This window comes from Gimesia benthica, assembly GCF_009720525.1.
Taxonomy (GTDB): Bacteria; Planctomycetota; Planctomycetia; order Planctomycetales; family Planctomycetaceae; genus Gimesia; species Gimesia benthica.
This window is the reverse complement of sequence record NZ_CP043930.1, coordinates 6,303,835-6,322,271: the sequence shown is the minus strand read 5'-3', so window position 1 is coordinate 6,322,271 and position 18,437 is coordinate 6,303,835. Positions and strand designations below refer to the sequence as shown.

Here is an 18,437-nt window from a genome sequence, read left to right as displayed (position 1 = left end):
TGATTGTACGATTTTAGAGGCATTTATTATGATTAATACGAGGCTATTTATATTACTCTATCTCGTTGTTCTATCAGGCTGTAGCACTGGAAATGAAATTGAAAACACATCAAACCAATCGCATGCGAGTGAAAAAAAATATGAGCTGCATTCAGTATTTGTCGCAAAACGTTATAGGAATGCGGATACAACGGAGTTCGTACTGGCTTTAAAAAATGACTCATCCTCAATTTGCGTCATTAAAGATATCGGTGTGCTTAATTCTCAGTACGTTCCGATCTCCTCTCAAATTTTAAGGATAAGTTCGTATTCTGTGCAGCCTGGTTTATTCACATTTGCGGTAATCCGAGTCAATAAAGACACCACTGATTCCGGCTCTTCATTATACGTCAATTTCCAGGTGAACGACTCTACGCGAAATTTGAGAGTGTCGACGATTCCCACGGATAAATGGGCTGCAAACCTCACTTTCTCAGAGAACTTGTCAACGATTTGTATGTATGCCCGTCTTAAATCAGATCACTCATTTTCACTCAAAGATGTGTCTTCGTGTTGTGTAAATGGTCAAAAGGCAAAAATCACCAATGTAAGTTCATTACCAGAACGTGACGGCAACACTTTAATCTGCATCACGATTCAACCAAAGCAATATATCAAGCATAGTGAGGCTGTTGTTGCCGAACTCAAGCTAGAAAGGAGAGATGGTTTTGTTTTTGCAACAAAAGCCTTTGCAGCCTGTTTTGTTGGAAAGACTCAATATGACACAATATTGCGAGTTGTTAGCGTTAAAGAAACCGGGCGGCAGTTGCAGTTGGCATTATACAACGAGTCGGACTATACCAAATCACCAGTTGTTATTGACGCGATTCGACTTAGTGGGGAAGATATTACTGATACTTGCAAACTTCCCCAAGGCCCTCTCCCGCCCGATTTTCACAATTATCAATCCGACGTCCGGTACTTGAAAATGCCTGTTCCGTGGTCCGAAGGGAATTCACATGTTGTTGAAATTATCTTTCATCAATTGAAACCAATCTATGGTGATCCCTTACCGGATCATCATCAAAGAAAGAAAATTTCATTTATCATTAAACGTAGATTAGATACGGTCGTAGGGTATGACTATGATCCTTACCTTCCCAACTGTACGTGCATCCATAATGGCGGGCTACGCCCTCATATTTCCGCCGCGGAGATCAGAAAACGTGTATTGGATACTGTACGATCATCCAGAAAACTTCCAATATATGCAAGAGTGAGTAGTGGAATCTCTGCAAGTGTCGCAACACAGATGGGTAGCAGTTGTGACTTTGTGGTTATTTCACCACCTTCTACTTTGAGAGCTAACGGAAAGAATGCGATTTCTGATAGCATAGCGTTTTATTCTGAATTCCGTCGAAGTGGTATACCTTTTGTTGCTTCAATCAATCCTGATGTAGCATGTCTATTCTCGCCAAGCGATTTCCACTGGTGCACGCTGGCGGCGCTGAGTGAAGGAAGTCGTGGTGTCCTAGTACGCAGCACAACAAATATAGACACAGAACTATCACGGTCCTGCTTACCGACCATAAAATTAATTAAGAATCAATGGCGGAACTTATCGAGCACTGTTGCACTTTCTGAAAAAATTGAGCTATCCACAAACTGTAACCAGCCGGGAATTCACATTAGCACGCTGTATAGCGGAAGTAATCAAGTAATACTATTTGCGATTAATAAGTGGTGCACGCGAAATTCCAGACAAGGAGATGAATCTTTCTACGCGGTTCCACGGCATGGTGTTGAGATCAATTTATTTCTCGGTTCAGGATGGGGACACGTTAAGGTGGAGGATGCATTAGATGGATCTACCATCAAGTGTAAACAATTGGAAAGTGGAAGAAGTCAGTTGATGTTGCCCGCGTTTGATATCGGACGTGTCATTATCATTAGACGCGATATTGCTACTGAGAAACACACAGAATCACGAATGGTACAAAAAACACAACCAGCAGAAAAGTTATTCAAACCGATTATAATCCCTTCGGACTCGCCATTTTTGAACTTGGGACGGCAAGAAGCGAATAGCACACAAGAGGTAAAAATACCAATTCACAATTTAAGTTCCGATCCTGTTACTGTAACAGTTAAAGATAATAGCCGACGATCTTCAAATCCCGCAAAAACTGACTTTACTCCGATAAAAATCCCAGCAAACAGCAATGGATTTCTCACGGGCCAACTGCAGGTGCCGCTTTCCAACGAACCCAGTATAACTCACTTGAGAGTAACTTCTTCCGGTTTAGCTGACTCCGGATTTGACGTCTTCATCGATCTTGAAGCATACGATATTGTACATAGCGAGCCAAAGTTCGTTGATTGTGGCCAGTTTACTAGAATTGATGCATCGCAATTTCTAACGATCAATATTCTCTCTGAGGCCCCACACTATCGTATAAAAAGCGCTAGAGCAATCGATGTTCCAGCTGACATTGAGCTGAAATCAGATGTTAAGTCGATTCGGTTTCGCGCGAAACCGAAAGAATATGGTTCGTTCGCTGGTAGACTAATAATTCAAGTATCCATAGGTGCCCGTAAGATCACTGAGCGTACATTAACTGTTCCCTTCGTAGGCAGATATGACCAGATTGTAGCGGCCGAGCCTAGTCGATTTCTACTCTTAGCTAGCCGTCAAAGACGGACTCGAAATATTAGGTTGCGGCATGTAAATGGAGAGCCGTTATCTATAGTTCATGCTGAAGGAATGAATTCTTGGTTGTACGTTCGATCCTTTACCACTGCGAGAACCACAAAACCTTTACTCGAAGTTGTTATTTTGCCTAGCAACGAACTGCTCGGTGAATCAGAAGTTCAAATTGAATACCAAACGGCAAAAGGAGTAAAACACTCTATTTCTGTCCCTGTTAAAGTTGTGGGAAACCCTTCCTTGACATCTAAGAACAAGAAGAAAGCAACTGAAGACAAGAAAAATAAGAAAAGTTCAACACAGCAAAACCTGACGTCTGGGTTTCAACCTAATTGCGATGGCATGAGTCGCAATGATGACCTCAAAAATAGCAAATTGGAAGCCACTCTCGGGAATGGATCAATTGATAGAGTCGCACGACAAGTTGAGATTCTGGTAAACAAAGCCCGTAAGGGTGACAACCCGCAGGAGATGCAGAATTGGATGAAAATGCATCGATTATTGATCTATGGTGACGACGCTTTTATAAACGGATCTTCGAAGACTAAAGCAGTATTCGACGGAATATTGAATCCCAAATCTTCTTTCGGGCCGTTTAGTATACGTGGAGGCAAACCTTATGGACGCCAACAAGGGGACCGCTTTGATCAAGAACACCACCGTGATCAGTTCCTGCACCTCTTGAGCATGAGTGGTGTTTCACTTGATGCGACGTTGTTCGTGGATAAGCGTCAGTTTCAAGTTCGTGACTTACTGGATAACTCGCTGCGGGAATCCCGAACGACGGGTGAGCTTGCCTGGACGGTTTCTTCCTACTCCTATTACTTAGAACCCGGTCGCCAATGGTCAAACAAGTTTGGCGAACAATTCTCTCTCGCTAGATTGGCCGAAAGTATGCTCTCAAAACAAGAAGGAGCCTGTGGTGGCACTCATCAGTTGTGTGCCATTTCGCGTATTCTTTCAACGCCCAAACATAAAAAAGACGAATTTTTTGCCGCTTTATGGCCGCAGATGGAAAGTATGGTTTCAATTGAAGTGCAACGCCTGCGGAGTCATCAGGCTGCAAATGGAAGTTTTGCCATACCTGATAGTTTGCGGAGACGTTTACTGGCACAACCCAACGCAACTCCAAACCGAATGGATGTGTATTATATGGGGCATTGTGTTGAGTGGCTAGTTTTAGCATTACCACCGGAACAACTTCGCGAAGATTGGGTTGTACGCGCTGTCGAATACCTAGCAACGGCGGTTTCCGCAGAATATATAGATACAACATCGACTTTTTTCTTCCGCACGCATGAACAACGCTATCAATATGGTTATCAGATGCATGCAATTTCGGGATTGGTGCGATGGCATGACAAGATTGTCAAATAACCAGATAACTACCTGCTTGAACAATATGCCAAGTCGATTTGACCTGCCTTAAAAACCTGTACCAGGTCTTATGAAGGTTGGTTTAGGTAATTTCGCTGTGCAGTTGGAATGAGGGCGCAGCCCGATTGGAAACTGCACAGCGACTCGCAAACTCTGCCGGGGTAACATATCCCAGCGAACTATGTGGGCGTTGCCCGTTGTAATCTTCCTTCCAGGCAGCCGTGAGCCTGCGGGCTGTTCCCAGACTCTCAAACACTTCGACTGCCAGGAATTCATCCCGGAATCGACTGTTGAAACTTTCCGCATAACCGTTTTCCCAGGGGGCTCCCGGCTCGATATACAACGAGTTGATCTCCAGTTGATTCAGCCAGCATTGAATTGCTCTGGAGACAATTTCTGGACCGTTGTCACTCCGGATGCACTGCGGCACTCCCCTGGAAGAAAACAGTTCAACCAGAGTATCAATCACATCCTCGCTGCGAATGCTTCGATCAACCTTCAAAGCCAGACATTCCCGGGTGAACTCATCGACAATCGAAAACCACTCCCGAGGCGGTTCGATCAAACACAAAATCCCAGCACCAGACATGATCTTTCTGTTCTGGCCGCAGCCGGTGACAACCATTCCGGGAGTCACCGGTCCTGCGATGTTTTCTTTTCTTTTGAGGCACTTTCAGCCCTTCCCGACGCCATAAACGGTACACACGAGTGAAGCTGGCCTGCCAGCCTTCCCGCTGCAGCAGCCTGGCGATCCGGCGATAGCCGAACCGGGGCCGTGACCGCACCAGCTCATACATGCGTTTGACCAGAGACGGCTCATCACTGCGTGGGCCCGACTGGTAACGCTGAGTGGAACGAGGCTGATCCAGAACCACACAGGCTCTCCGCTCAGAGACACGGAACTCATTCTGGATCGCTTTGACGGCGGCTCGTTTTCGGGAAGGGCTTACCAGTTTCCCTCCGAGAGATATTTCAGCATCTTGTTGTCCAGAGACAGATCAGCAACCAGTTCTTTCAGTCGTTTATTCTCATCTTCCAGTTGTTTGAGGCGCTTGGCTTCTTCCGATTTCATGCCGCCATACTGATTCCGCCAGCGCAGATAAGTCGATTCACTGACTTCCAGGATCTGCAGCACGGATGCCAGATCTTTACCGGCATTCAGCATTGCATCCGCATCACGCAGCTTGCGGACAATCTGCTCGGGGTTGTGACGTTTTCTTCGCTTGTTCATCAAAAGTTCTCCTCGCCAAAAGGACGCTAAGAACCTTCATAACATTTGGATCAGTTTTTGAAAAGCTGACCAATCTGGTACAGGTTTTTAAGGCAGGTCAGGACGAGTTCATGAACTGTGAGATATTCGAAAACCTGAAATCCGCCCGGAAGCAGACAACGGCCTGGAAAGAACAATACAACACAGTGCGGCCACACAGTTCCTTAGGGTACCGCACCCCCAGAGATCTTTCAGAGTAGTGTTCCTTTTCCAGACGGACTACGTCCGTCTTCCAGAGAAACACTGCTAAGCCCCCAATACTCTCATAACAACTAGTACAGAAATGAGGGGGGCCTGTCAGTCGATAACTTTAGTCGTGAGAGCCTGGCCATTCAGGTGGGAACCCGACTGACTGGAGATAATGTAGTGACAGCTCTGGATCGGGTCAAAGTGGTCCAAGGCTGTCCCCAGTCAATCCGTGCGGATAACGGCCCTGAGTTCATTTCGAAGAGTCTGGACTGGTGGGCTTACTTCAACAAAGTGACTCTGGGATTCATTCGACTGAGAAAACAAACCAACAATGATTATATTGAATCGTTCAACGGGCGAGTTCGCCAGGAGTGTTTAAACCAGCATTGGTTTTTAAGCTTGGCAGACGCTCAGGAACAAATTGACCAGTGGTGGCTGGACTACAACGAAAACCGCCCACACAGCTCGCTGGGAAATCAAACGCCAGTGGAGTTTGCAAGGTCAAATAATCTCCATAGTGTGATCTGTCACAGGCAATAACACAAGGAATTTTCAAAATCACTAGTTTCTGGAATTTTAAACTAAAGTCCTAAATCATCCTGGTTACTTAACAAATGCAATATAAGGTACAGAGAAAGAGAATTTACCATTCTGCTTTGATACCAAAAGATCACCCTTGATGAGACCTTTTTTACTCATTTCTGGTATACTTAAGTCGACATCTAAAACTAATTGCCCCGTCTCTACATTTGATGCACGAGAAAACGCACCCTCTACGAAATCATGATCGGCTTTCAACTGCAGCGATTGAACTTCAGCCCATTTGATAGGACCTATAAGCTTACATGAACGACGCACATGATCCCCAGCAGACACATTTCCGAATAGCAGACTAGCGGGACTCACTTTTATGGATCCACTAGCATACCCGACAACCGGAACCTGAATAGTTGCGAACTCCGGTACATTGGTCGTAATAGTAATTGTTGTCTCAAAAGGACCTGGTGGAAGTGGTTGCCCATCCCATTCGAGCTTCACCTGTCCGATCGGACTTAGTCCGCGGGCACGGGAGACCGTGTCGGGGACTACATCTTCTATTTTAGTTTGAATAACGGGATTTTGAACCGATACTGATTTGATCTTTGCATTCGTATATCCAGTAGCAATTACAAGAAAACTGCGGGACGTACTTGAACCAGTCATCAGATTTCCAAGCTCAATCGTCTTCGATGAAGGCCATATATTAGCAACAGTGCCGGTTAGCTCCAGCACGACCGGTTTCACCTTCGAGTCAGGGGACAATAACATGGCATTTCGTTTCACAAATCCTTTAATTCCTCGAGTTTCCATCTTTAGCTTAATTACTCCCTCGCCATTGATTGGTATGGGACCTGAGTTGCTAACAATGGTTACGCACGGGCAGCCAATATTATACTTTGTGTATTCAACTTCTTGTATCTCTTCATTTTTGATTATGAATTCATGTTCAACCAATTGACCGGGAGACACAACTCCAAAATCATGTGTCAGCACGACCAGTTGCTGCTTCTGACTTAGCGATTGTGACTCTTTTATTTCACCACAGCCAACAAGTTGCACTAGCCATAAGCATGTCCCATAGAGAATGAATAGACCTTTAAATCTTTCTTGTCGATAGACACTCTGCTGAGATGTCATGATTTAATAGCCTCGAACTTTAATCGTGATAAAGATCAACACACTCAGAATTGGTAATACCAACCATTTCAAATTTCTGGTAAACCAACCATGGTATGAGCGAGATACGAGCAATACAGGCCCGTCCCAGATATCGCATAGCTTGTCTAATGAGTATTTCTGTGTCAACTCGGGGTAATCAACGGCAATGACGTTACCCTCTTCATAACCGATAGCACAAACCGCATGGTTGACTTCCCCACTTCGCTTACGTATGGGCAACACAGCCACGTAGTTGCCACTTTCCAAGTAATCCACGAGCTCTTGAGGAGAGACACGAATAGGCATACTCACGATTTCTTTTTCGAAATCTGCGAATGTGTCCTGCATACTTTGTAAGGTCGTAAGCTCACCCTCCTTCCAATCACACTTGGTGATTATTGTATCAAGAGAACAATCGACACCCATCAATCGCATCGCCACAAAACAAGCGATCGGTCCACACGCGGTTTGGTAACCATTGTCTGTGAGAGTCGGTAGGGTAGTAGTGTTGACATCATCAACTGGCGATGCACGCTTGGTTGGTACAAACAAGATTGTTGCCACAACAGCTAGCACAAACGCATTTCGTATCTTCCCCTCGATTTGTCTAAGCATCTTGTGAATGCCTCCGCCACAACATCCAACCAATCATCGCGCAAACAAAAACGATGTTGATAATAATCAGAGCCCACTGAGTCTGGCCCCGCTTGACAGCATTTTTCATCTCGTCTTCAAGTGTTCCCTCGATAGACTGATTCTCCCCATAGCGATAAGACGCATTTTGAATGCTGTCAAAAACGAATGCTCCTTTGGGGATGATGTCATTAAAAATATTATCGTTGACACCTTCATTTACAGTCATCTCTGAAACTTCAGTTATCTGACGATTAATAACCTTTCCGTCCTTCAGAGAAGTTGTCTCAATCTTGTGCGGTAACCATAAACCATTGCCATAATTTTTCATGGATTCAAATCTCCGCGTGTAATCTAACTGATAGTCAATAATTTTGGCCACTACACTAGAATCTAAAACCAAACTTACGCTTTCAAAACGGATCACCGAAAAATCGCGTTCTACATCCAAATAGACTCGAAACATCGTATCGGTGGCTACCAAGCACTCCCGACCGTCTACTTCCTCAAGTCTTTGCAATAGGAGAGTATACTTACCGCCCAACATTTCTAACAGGTCATAAGGTCGTGCCCCCTTTAGACCAAGATCGACGTCGCTGTTTAGCAGCATAGCGTTTGCTAGCACGTCGTAAGGGAAATAGAAATCGTTGTAACCTCGCAACTTACTAATTGATGCGTTAGGAGTTTTAAGCGAGAAATCAACATACTGAACATAATCGCCATTATAAGAGATATCGCTATCAGTTGGTTTTGGACTCGAGCCTTTCCAGTTCTTAGCATGCATTCTAAGTTTAACCCCAGACCGAAAAAAAGAATTCTCCACGCGGAAAGTCTCAGACAGTTCATCATTTTCGTCCAGTTCCTCCCATTGAAATTTATATTTACAATACATGTCGTGAATTGATGCACGCTTAGCTTTAATTAATTCAATGAGATCGGACTTTGAAACAACAGGTTGTTGCTCCTTTAGAAGTATCTTCCAACAAGCCATAAACTCATCAGGAGAAGCGCCTGCTTCCACAGCTCTTTCTGATAGCTGGCGGTCCGTTGGAGGGTTACCAGAGTTTCGCTTTGTTGATGTGATCCACTTCTTTGTCGATTCGATCCAATTAGAAACTTTCTGATTTTCGTTCTCTGAACTCGGGGTAGATTTTGGTGCGTCTTGCCCCAAGACGATCTGAGTTAAACATAATACAATAGCAACGGCTCGAAACTGTACTGACCTACAAAGCCCATGCATCCAATAAAGTTTCAGCCAGCTGTTGTTACTCATGAGCTAAATCCATATTAGAGATCAACTACTCAATCATTCTCAGAAGAGAAAATTATGCTCTCAATATCTGGCAATTCACCATGCTATTTTACATAAAAGTAACACTTCTAAGGTTTAAAAATTATTGATCTGATTTCTAGCAACCTTCGGCGCCGATCTTTGTGCCACACGTTAGAGAAGGTTGTACATACTGACCAAATACACATTTGTTTAGTGAAAGAGACCATCTGCATTTCCCTTGAAAGTAACTATTTGAGCACTGAATCTCTTTATGATTCTGAGATCCTGCGCCTTCTGGTTTTGGGGCATTGACGCCCGTACATCCCGTGTGGAAAACTTCAATTATGCAATCGATCTGATCATCAGAGGTACATAGATCTTCTGTTACTTGACATCTCACTTCTTGTAAACTTCCATGAGCTTCACACGCACCAACAGCCGTTTGCAGGTCTGAATAACTTAGAGCTACAGTTGGATGTTGAGAACTAAAGAAAAACAAGGTTATAAATGAAAGAATTGCAACACAAATAAGCTTAACGTACATTTTATTTCTCCTTCTGTATTAAGGTAAGTGTTATTTTATCTATTGAAATGAATCACTCAAATTCTAGTGCAAGCATTCGATGACATGTACAACATAGCTACAATCGTTCATGTTGTCTATATAATATATTCAGTAATTTTGATGATTCAACTCTTAAAAGATTTAGGAATCATGAATATTAAATCTCAAAATATTTGATATTCCGACATCCACTCATATGACCATGCCCCCAACTCTGTACCAGTTGGAATGCGAGTGAACAAGGTTTTTCAGACCAGGCATGCCTGGTCTGAAAACTTCGCAAACTCCTGAGGCGTCCTGTTGCCCAATGCACTGTGGGGACGCCGCTCGTTGTAATCCTTACGCCAGGAATCCAGTTTTTTCTGGGCATCTTCCAGTGACAGGAACCAGTGCTGGTTCAGACATTCCTGTCGCAGTCGACCGTTGAAGGATTCAATAAACGCATTATCTGTCGGCTTCCCCGGACGACTGAAGTAATGCTTCACACGGTTCCAGTAAGCCCACCAGTCCAGACTCTTCGAAATAAATTCAGGGCCGTTGTCGACTCGAATCGTTTCTGGATGAGCACCACGCTGCTGCGTGACCTGCTCCAGAATCTGAACAACATCATCACCGGTCAGACGCTGTCCGGCCTGGATCGCCAGACTCTCACGGCTAAAGTTATCAACTAACGTCAGCAGTCGGTATCTCCGTCCAGAATAAAGCTGATCGGACATGAAGTCCATACTCCACGTTTCATTGGACTGCCGGGCTGGAGAACGCTCACCACGAACGGCACAGCTTTTGTTCCGACGAGGTGTTTTGATCTACATCTGCAGGCCTTCTTCACAATAGAGACGATACACCAGCTTGTGATTCACACGCCAGCCTTCCCGCTGTAACAGGATATGCAGCTGCCGATAACCATAGCGCACACGAATGGTGGCCAGTTCGCGCAGTCGCATCCGCAGCTCGGCCCGTTCATCAAGAACACTCTGGTAACGGTGACTGGCTCGTAGAAAGTTCAGCACCCTGTAAACACGACGTTCGCTTTGGGAATAACCTGCCTGAAGCCGCTTCACCACTACGCGACGAGCGGACCTCGCAGCTTTTTTTTGAGAACGTCCTGGAGCATGCTCTTATCCAGGCTCAGGTCAGCCACCAGTTGTTTGAGCTTCCGGTTTTCCTCTTCCAACTGCTTCAGTCTGCGGACTTCAGCGACGCCCAGGCCGGCGTATTTCTTCTTCCAGCGGTAAAAGGCCTGTTCGGTGATCCCCATCTTCAGACGATCTCCGCCACCGCAGTACCGGAGTCATGCTGCCGCGAAGCAACGGCAATCCGCTCGGCACTTTTGCGTGGCAAATCGGACAATTGCCTTCCACATAAACGGGCAGATGCTCTCGGGTATCCCTGCGGGCTATAAGCAGTCCGCAAAGCGATTTAAATAACGACTTAGTTCCGGCTTCAGCCGACGAGTTTCACGAGCATCCATGACAGCACCTCCTTGTGCAGGTTTGATGCTCCGAATCCAATAGATTCAGAAGTATTTTCCAAGACATTCCTAGTGCTGTAATACTAGTCATCGGCGTCTGCTTCTTCATTACTGTGCTTCTTCTCAACTGATGAATTTTCAGGCACGTTTTCAGCAACCTCCGGCCAGAGATAACAAAGCAAGCCACCTTTTTTGAGGACGCCCCTCGCATCGATGACATCAGTAACGAATCCGGTAAAGGGTGCTCTAACAATAATCTTTGCTTGTCGTGATAACTTTGTCTGCAACTCTTCGTAAACACTTTGGGATTTTGCGACGTGCGATTCCGCTTTCGCGATATCGCTCTCGAGTCTTGCTATATCAGCCAGTGCCTTGTTTAGTTGAGCAGCGACTTGAGCAAGATCGGCTTTCGCTTTAGCTTGCTTTGATGCCCGATCATTCAATTTCATATTCAACTCGTTTTTCGACGACTGAATCTGAGTTTCGGCATTTTTAACCTTTGCCTCAGCTTGTTTAAGCTTGCGTTCAGCCTGTTTGAATTTGAGTTGAGAGACAAGCCTCTTATCGAACAACATCTTTTGCTGATCGAACTCCGCCCGAGCCTGCTCCAACTCCGCGAAAACTTCATCCCGTTCTGCTTTGGTGGTTTCGACTTTGATCTTTGCTGAGTCTACAACAATTCTTGATGCCTTAGAGAACTCATTCGCCACCTTCTCGTAAACCGATTGCTGTGATTTTAAAGCAGCCACAATAGACCGCATGGCTTCCAGCTGTCTTCGGTCCGACTCGAGAGTTTTCTTGGCTGCTTCAACTTGAACAGCAGAGTCGGCCAACTGCTTTTTGAGTCGGTCTAGATATTCGGAATCCAGATTTGCCACTTCGGCTAACAGATCTCCCTTGTTGACATGGCTGTTTTCGCGGATGCCTTCACCCCATCGAACGATATGACCAATGACCGGAGACTGAATAGCTGTTGGTGGACCTTTGAATTTGTCTGTGTGAAACCTCTTTACCGCGTCAGGACTACGTACCCAAATGAACTCGCGCAAGCGGGGCATCTTCGCGGCGACACGCGAATAGGAGTCCACCGCTACGGCTCCACGAAGTTCGTTGGCGCTGACTCGCAGCGTTACGGAACCAGACAAATCATCGCCGATCATCCACCGACCGTTATAACGCCGTTGCAATCGAGACCACTCAAGCTGAAGGGCACCTTGACGACCATCCAAATTAGTAAATGTACCGGTGTACCATCCGGATGCCTTTTCCACTGTCGTTAATGAAACGCTTTTCCACTTCTCACCCGACCACCTTCCAGAGATATCCTCTGGTTTCGTCATTTGCATTGCGGCAATCCCGCTTCCCGCCAGTATCGCCAAGCAAATCAAAATCCAATTTCTCGTGCGTCGCCAATAAGATGAATGTGTGGATTTAGAACGACTCTGCTTAGGCCACTTTTTATCTTTCGGAGAGACTGACTCACCAGAGCGGCTTGACGATGCGACACACTGTGGTAATTCGACTATAGTTGGCTGTTGCAGATGAGCCATACATCCTTCCAGTACTTTGACCACTTCACTAGCTCCTTTGAAACGATCGGTGGGGTGTTTCTCCATTAGTCGTTCGATGAGTCGACATAACCATATCGGAATGTCTGGATTAATCTCGATGATCCGCCGCGGGGCGGTATCAGTGATGCGGCGCAGAACACCGTAGGCCGATTCGGAGCGAAACGGTGGACGTCCAGTACACGCGGTGTAAAGCACACTCCCCATGCTAAATAAATCGCTACGTTGATCCACAGACTCACCTCTAGCCTGCTCAGGCGACATGTATTGCGGTGTACCGGCAATTACTCCGGTCTGTGTCATCGATGCATCATCCACCGCTCGTGCAATGCCAAAGTCAGTTATCCACAGTCTCTCGTTTCCCTCATTCAGCAGTATGTTAGCCGGCTTGATGTCTCGATGAACAAGCCCCTGCTCGTGAGCCGCCGCCAGGCCAGAAGCAATTTGGAGCCCAATCCGAACCACCTCATGAGTCGTCAGCGGACCACTTTCATTGATACGTTTTTGCAACGATGGCCCGCGAGCAAAGGGCATAACCAGATAGGGCAGTCCATTCTCTTCGGAAACCCCATAAATATCGATAACGTTCTCGTGAGTGATCGCCGCCGCTGCTTTGGCTTCACGCTGGAATCGTCTGCGAGCCGAACCGCTACCAGCCAGATGTGGAGCCATCATTTTAATCGCCACCACGCGGCATAGTGACTTGTCGAATCCCTTCAAGACCGCCCCCATCCCTCCAAACCCCACGACTCCGATAATTTCATAGCCACCGATGCGACCGAGCATCTCCGGGTCGTCAGTCGGAGCGAGTAACTCGAGCACATTGGAAACATGCTGATCTCCTTGACCGTTGCTTTGCTCTCCAGAGTTCTGGTCATGAGAAAAACTATCGATGCTGCTCAGCAATGCTATGGCATCACGCCAGATCTCCGGCTCAGCAGAGCGTTTTTGCAGTTCGGTGCGGCAGTGTTCACAGCCGATGAGATGATATTCAAACTCAACGACCGCTGAATCGCTGAGACGTTCGTCTAGATAGTCTTCAATACATTGTAAATTACAAACTTTCTCTATTGGGTTCATGTTCATGATTTATTTCCTCCCAGAAGTCGGAGTTTTCTAGTCGAATTACTGTATTTCGAATCTGCCGCATGACACGACTTCGAGCCGCATATACACTCCCGGTTGAAACAGCCAAAAAATCCGCTGTCCGTTCAATAGAGTTTTGCTGCAATGTAGACATTTCAAATGCTAACCATGTCGCTTCCAGAATCTCACCTCGCACATATCCAGCGGCCCGGTGAAATAATTCACGTCGATACTCAAGGTTAATCATCGCATCAGTTTCAGGATCAGCATCTGGTAACTCCGAGAGTACGTCCAGGATACCTGAGCCGCCGGTCGCACGGTCGCGAGGTTGCCGCGAGAATGCCTTAAGTATCGCGTTTCGGGTGATTCGGCTTAGCCAATTCCTAAATCGCACTCCGCTTCCTTGTTTTTCGTAGTTACTGATCGCGGAAGCTACTGAGATCAGCACTTGCTGAACCAAATCGAGCGCATCGGCATGCTGAAGTCCCTTCGCTCGTGCGATGCGAAAGATAACCGGTCGATAGAGCTCTTCAAATTGATCCCACGCTGCACGATTCGACGGGTCGCGCAGCCGAACGATCAAGCTATCAACGGTTTCTGGAAATTCAGTCACACCAGTCTCCTCAATTGACTATAGTATCTAATCCATCTCGTCAGAGGATTTGACACGAATTCCGGATAATATTAGAGATATTGTCATGACCAGTCACCTTCAGACGCGACAAGTCGCACATCAGACGGCGTCATAGTACAAGAATACATAATTGCTATAACTCTCTACATTCTATCAATATATTGCTTGATTGTATACATCCGCTACCTGTGGGGATAGGTATTCCTCAAGGTATCGTTCCGCCAAAAGAGGTTATAAGTTACGTGACTACTTTAACTGTTATTTCGACTGTCGCCCAGTCGGAATTCAGCACGACGAGTGTGGGAAAATCAAAATCTCTACGGCTTTAAGCGATTCTCAGTTCCACCGATTCACCTGTTGATTTCTGATCCACTTAGTTCAAAAAATTCTTGTAGCCGAAAGTATGCTTCCGAATCTCTGAACCAGAGAAAACCACTCAGAATGTGCTGACAGTTTAATAACGATCCGAGCAATCGACAGTTTCAGAGAAGATTCTCATTACCTTTTGGTACTGACATCGAACTACCCAGCCACTTCAGTCTTGGCGACACCTAGTTTACCGCCCGTTTGCTTCCGGTCGAACAGGTGGGCAGAAAAACTGCGGATATATAAGCCCCCTTTGTCGTGTGTCTGGCGTCGTTACTGGGGATGGGCAAGATGGTGATGATCCGGAATTGGATAAAATTAATGAACTCGCAAAGACACATTTTCGACAAAGCAGATCGAAGAGATAGTCTTAAGTCGATCATTGGCCTACAAAAATCGAGGTAATAGGGCCTGATAGTAAAACCTCTAGAATTGCTGGTCGGGAGACAAATGCTGTGATTAAAGCCTCACGTGGATCCAATTACTGGTCAATTCAGTCAAAGCTAATTGTTATCTGTTGATTCCCGTTTGTTTACGTTCTTGTTCAGCGGAGAATAATGAGGGCTGATTGAATGTTCGCTCTCAAGCCGGACAAGATTTAAAACCCAAAATTTTAACCTTGCCCCCGGTCTGAAAAATTAGCAAACTCCTGAGGCGTTCAACTGCCCAATGTACTGTGGGGATGCCGGTCGTTGTAAATGTTTTTTCCAGGAATCCAGTTTTTCTTGGGCATCTGCCAGTGATAGCAACCAGTGCTGGTTCAGACATTCCCGCTACAGTCGACCGCTGAAGGATTCAATAAACGCATTATCTGTAGGCTTTCCAGGACGACTGAAGTCAAGCTTCACCCGGTTCCAGTAAGCCCTCCTAACCAGACTCTTCGAAAAAAATTCAGTGCGATAAGAACCTTCAAAACTTTTGTACCACTTTTGAAGAGCAGCCTATTTCAATCAATCTCCCGTCTTGATTCACTTTGTATGAACATAATGCGTGAACCAACGTTGCAATTCGAACAATTCTTTATGTACACTGGTGTTTCATTCTGGTCAAGTGATTCCTTGCTTTAATTTGAAACTGGAATCATGGGAGCATTACTTGCATCTTGATGATGGCTAACAATGGCGACTGAATGGTTCTACAAACAGTCTGATGAAGAGCTGGGACCATATCTCTTCCGTGATATGGTGGACATGGTGCGTGAAGAGCGTTTATTGCCTGACTCCTTAGTGCGTCCCAGCTATATGGTTGAGTGGCAACGGGCAGATTCTGTAGTGGGTCTGTTTTATATGGCGCGGAAAGAACCTGAGCCCCTGCCCCCCGTTTCCTCTGAAGAAATGGACCTTGATAATGAATATGCTGATGAAAATGATCTGGATACATTTCTGGCAAATTCAGATGAATCTGAGTCGACTGCTTCTGCTCTTCAGGGACAAAAATCTGAACGCCCGGGCTGGCTGAAACGGCTGCTGTCATTAAGAGACAGTAAGATCCCTTCGGTTCCCCTCGACCCCCAGCGGGAGATTCATGTAAATCTTCATGCTCCTGTTGACGGCAGCACGGAATCAGCGACCGGTTTGGAACAGCTTGAGGACGCGCTCAGCGATTCAGACAATCTAAACGATGATGTTGAAATCGGTGCTTATTCCGAAGAGACCTGGTCATCGACTGTGAACGCAGCTGTCGAGCGCGTCGATGCCCGGGCACCCAAACAGGAACAGACTTCGCCTCCCAGGCAAATACTCCCGACATTCAGCTTTTCCTTTCGGGATCATCCTGCTTTTCGCAAGTTGCTGGTGGGTTGCGTTTTCATCCTCTGTGCGAGTCTGGGGATCTATGGATTTGTCGATTGGATGGGGCAGGGGAAACTCTATTTTCCTTTTATCGGATATACCTCGCCCCTGTTGTTTCTGGCATATGCCGGCTGCTCCTTACTGACGGTTCTTATGCTGGGACCACTGCTGGTCTATATTGCAGCGCCCTATTTGCGTCTCGGGTACCGAGTGGGGGCAGCTTTGGTGACCGCGAATATCACAATATTTTTTCTGTTGAACTGGTCGGAAAAACAGAACATGATTTTCCCTTCACGCAGACCGACTGAAACCAAACTGATCTTTCCGCTCCTGGGCGAATGTTCCCCGTTTGCATACTGGATGTACTTTGTTGATTCCGTGGTCATTGTGGCTGTAGTGGCTTACTTTGCCGCCTGGTGGCTGGAGGCGCAAGCTGATGAAATCTAAACCTGGAAATATCGTACGAATCAATCACAGTTCTCTAACAGGGGCGTTTCGCCAGAGAGCAGGTTTTACCCTTGTCGAATTACTGGTTGCGACAGCGATCATCGGGATATTAATTGCGCTGGCGCTTCCCGCGGTTCAGTCAGCACGCAACTCGGCCAGACAGTTGCAGTGTTTAAATAACATGCGCAATGTAAGTCTGGGACTGCTGCAGGCGACAGACAGTGCGAATCGGTTCCCTGCTTGTGGTTATTTCGGAGATGGGACTCCGACAGGCGGGGGCTCTTTTCGGAGCTGGGTTGTGGCCATTCTACCTTTTATTGATCAGTCCAACCTGTACAATCAATGGGATGTTGAACTGAACTACAAAGATCCCGTTAATGCTCCCCTGGCCCAAACGCATCTCCCTGTCCTGACCTGCCCTGATGATATCACTGAAGTCCCCGGCCAGGGAAATCTGACTTACGTCGTCAGCAGTGGTGTCGGCTTTTCTGCAATGATTGGTGGAATCCATGACTGTCCAGTTGGTCCTTCATCAGGAAAGCTGGATTTGAATGGAAACGGGATTACATGCAACTCATCTACGGAGGGGGATGGAACACCGTCAGATCGGGAAATATTTTTCCAGATGGGACTGTTTTTCAACGAAACGTGGAAAGGGGTCATTCGGGCCAAGCGTCACTATCAGATGTCCGGGCTCACAGACGGTGCCTCCAATACCATGCTGATTTCTGAGAATATCCGTACGGGCTACGATCCAGCCAGACCTGATTCAGCCAACTGGGCTTCGCCGAATCCCTATCTCACCAGTTTTTATATAGGAAATCCCTGCCTGAATAGCAACTGCGCTTCCGGAAACGTGGATTATAATCGCTCAAATTCAGGTTCAAGCAAGATTAACGCCGGAATTACTCAGCCCGAGGGGAGTGCCCCTTTTCCCAATTCACTGCACGAAGGAGGAGTTAACGTTGGATACTGTGATGGACACATTCAGTTTCTATCAGCAGACATTGACGGAAAAGTATATGCTGCTCTCGCCAGTCCCCAAGGGCAGGCATTAAGTGGTACGCCACTGGAACAATAAGCGTAGTATTTCAGAAATTCAGCTTCTGAATCTATCTAAAATTTAGCAGAATTCATGATCGCTCGAAATCAATTATGTACTCAGATTTAGGGGGGTTGGCCTTTGGCACCTCGATCCTGGCCTCGAGGATGCTCTGCGTCATCAGCGGGCCGTTGACACTTCTACTGACCGAAGCAGAATGCGAATATGCCTGCCGTACCGGATCCAGATAACCAGATTCTTAGCAATCGCAAGGAAGTGGGAACCATCAGTCCGGAACAGCCGCCGAGATGCGGCTTCCGCATCCTGTGACAATAGTCAGCT

Annotated in this window: 8 protein-coding genes and 5 pseudogenes; 5 read left to right on the top strand and 8 right to left on the bottom strand. The window is 46.4% G+C overall.

Annotation, left to right across the window (positions count from 1 at the left end):
* Positions 1–28 precede the first annotated feature (28 nt).
* Complete coding sequence (locus F1728_RS24550) at positions 29–4,063, top strand: hypothetical protein (RefSeq protein WP_155366283.1); 4,035 nt, start codon at positions 29–31, stop codon at positions 4,061–4,063.
* Between the two features lie 82 nt (positions 4,064–4,145).
* Here F1728_RS24550 and F1728_RS24545 read toward each other — a convergent pair.
* Positions 4,146–5,294 (bottom strand): annotated as a pseudogene (locus F1728_RS24545) (IS3 family transposase).
* A gap of 98 nt (positions 5,295–5,392) precedes the next feature.
* Between F1728_RS24545 and F1728_RS31360 the strand changes: the two are divergent.
* Positions 5,393–5,515 (top strand): annotated as a pseudogene (locus F1728_RS31360) (integrase core domain-containing protein); the annotation flags it as partial.
* 118 nt (positions 5,516–5,633) lie between these two features.
* Positions 5,634–6,062: pseudogene (locus tag F1728_RS24535) on the top strand (integrase core domain-containing protein); the annotation flags it as partial.
* Between the two features lie 63 nt (positions 6,063–6,125).
* Here the strand turns inward: F1728_RS24535 and F1728_RS24530 are convergent.
* From F1728_RS24530 to F1728_RS31850, 7 genes and pseudogenes are all read right to left on the bottom strand, one after another.
* The gene (locus F1728_RS24530; protein WP_155366280.1) at positions 6,126–7,199 is read right to left on the bottom strand and encodes a DUF1573 domain-containing protein; all 1,074 of its coding nucleotides are present in this window, start codon (positions 7,197–7,199) and stop codon (positions 6,126–6,128) included.
* A 3-nt stretch (positions 7,200–7,202) separates the two neighbouring features.
* On the bottom strand, positions 7,203–7,835 hold the full coding sequence (locus F1728_RS24525) for a hypothetical protein (protein ID WP_155366279.1): 633 nt from the start codon (positions 7,833–7,835) through the stop codon (positions 7,203–7,205).
* The gene (locus F1728_RS24520) at positions 7,828–9,126 is read right to left on the bottom strand and encodes a hypothetical protein (RefSeq protein ID WP_155366278.1); all 1,299 of its coding nucleotides are present in this window, start codon (positions 9,124–9,126) and stop codon (positions 7,828–7,830) included. Before F1728_RS24520 ends, F1728_RS24525 begins: the two co-directional genes overlap by 8 nt.
* 813 nt (positions 9,127–9,939) lie before the next feature.
* Positions 9,940–11,032: pseudogene (locus tag F1728_RS24515) on the bottom strand (IS3 family transposase).
* 213 nt (positions 11,033–11,245) lie between these two features.
* Positions 11,246–13,816, bottom strand: a complete 2,571-nt coding sequence (locus tag F1728_RS24510; protein ID WP_228030332.1) for a protein kinase domain-containing protein — start codon at positions 13,814–13,816, stop codon at positions 11,246–11,248.
* A complete protein-coding gene (locus F1728_RS24505) occupies positions 13,785–14,429 on the bottom strand; it encodes an RNA polymerase sigma factor (RefSeq protein WP_194242500.1) in 645 nt (214 codons plus the stop codon). Before F1728_RS24505 ends, F1728_RS24510 begins: the two co-directional genes overlap by 32 nt.
* Before the next feature lie 1,045 nt (positions 14,430–15,474).
* Positions 15,475–15,712 (bottom strand): annotated as a pseudogene (locus tag F1728_RS31850) (integrase core domain-containing protein); the annotation flags it as partial.
* Between the two features lie 222 nt (positions 15,713–15,934).
* On the opposite strand from F1728_RS31850, the gene F1728_RS24495 reads away from it, so the two are divergent.
* Both F1728_RS24495 and F1728_RS24490 read left to right on the top strand, forming a co-directional pair.
* On the top strand, positions 15,935–17,053 hold the full coding sequence (locus tag F1728_RS24495; RefSeq protein WP_155366276.1) for a DUF4339 domain-containing protein: 1,119 nt from the start codon (positions 15,935–15,937) through the stop codon (positions 17,051–17,053).
* Positions 17,043–18,134 (top strand): DUF1559 family PulG-like putative transporter, encoded by a 1,092-nt coding sequence (locus F1728_RS24490; protein ID WP_155366275.1) that lies wholly within the window; start codon positions 17,043–17,045, stop codon positions 18,132–18,134. Before F1728_RS24495 ends, F1728_RS24490 begins: the two co-directional genes overlap by 11 nt.
* Positions 18,135–18,437 lie beyond the last annotated feature (303 nt).

Excerpts from the sequence above, each read along its gene's own strand:
- F1728_RS24525 (WP_155366279.1), bottom strand. The coding sequence starts at position 7,835 with ATGCTTAGACAAATCGAGGGGAAGATACGAAATGCGTTTGTGCTAGCT.
- F1728_RS24530 (WP_155366280.1), bottom strand. The coding sequence starts at position 7,199 with ATGACATCTCAGCAGAGTGTCTATCGACAAGAAAGATTTAAAGGTCTA.
- F1728_RS24495 (WP_155366276.1), top strand. The coding sequence starts at position 15,935 with ATGGCGACTGAATGGTTCTACAAACAGTCTGATGAAGAGCTGGGACCA.
- F1728_RS24490 (WP_155366275.1), top strand. The coding sequence starts at position 17,043 with ATGAAATCTAAACCTGGAAATATCGTACGAATCAATCACAGTTCTCTA.
- F1728_RS24520 (WP_155366278.1), bottom strand. The coding sequence starts at position 9,126 with ATGAGTAACAACAGCTGGCTGAAACTTTATTGGATGCATGGGCTTTGT.
- F1728_RS24510 (WP_228030332.1), bottom strand. The coding sequence starts at position 13,816 with ATGAACATGAACCCAATAGAGAAAGTTTGTAATTTACAATGTATTGAA.
- F1728_RS24550 (WP_155366283.1), top strand. The coding sequence starts at position 29 with ATGATTAATACGAGGCTATTTATATTACTCTATCTCGTTGTTCTATCA.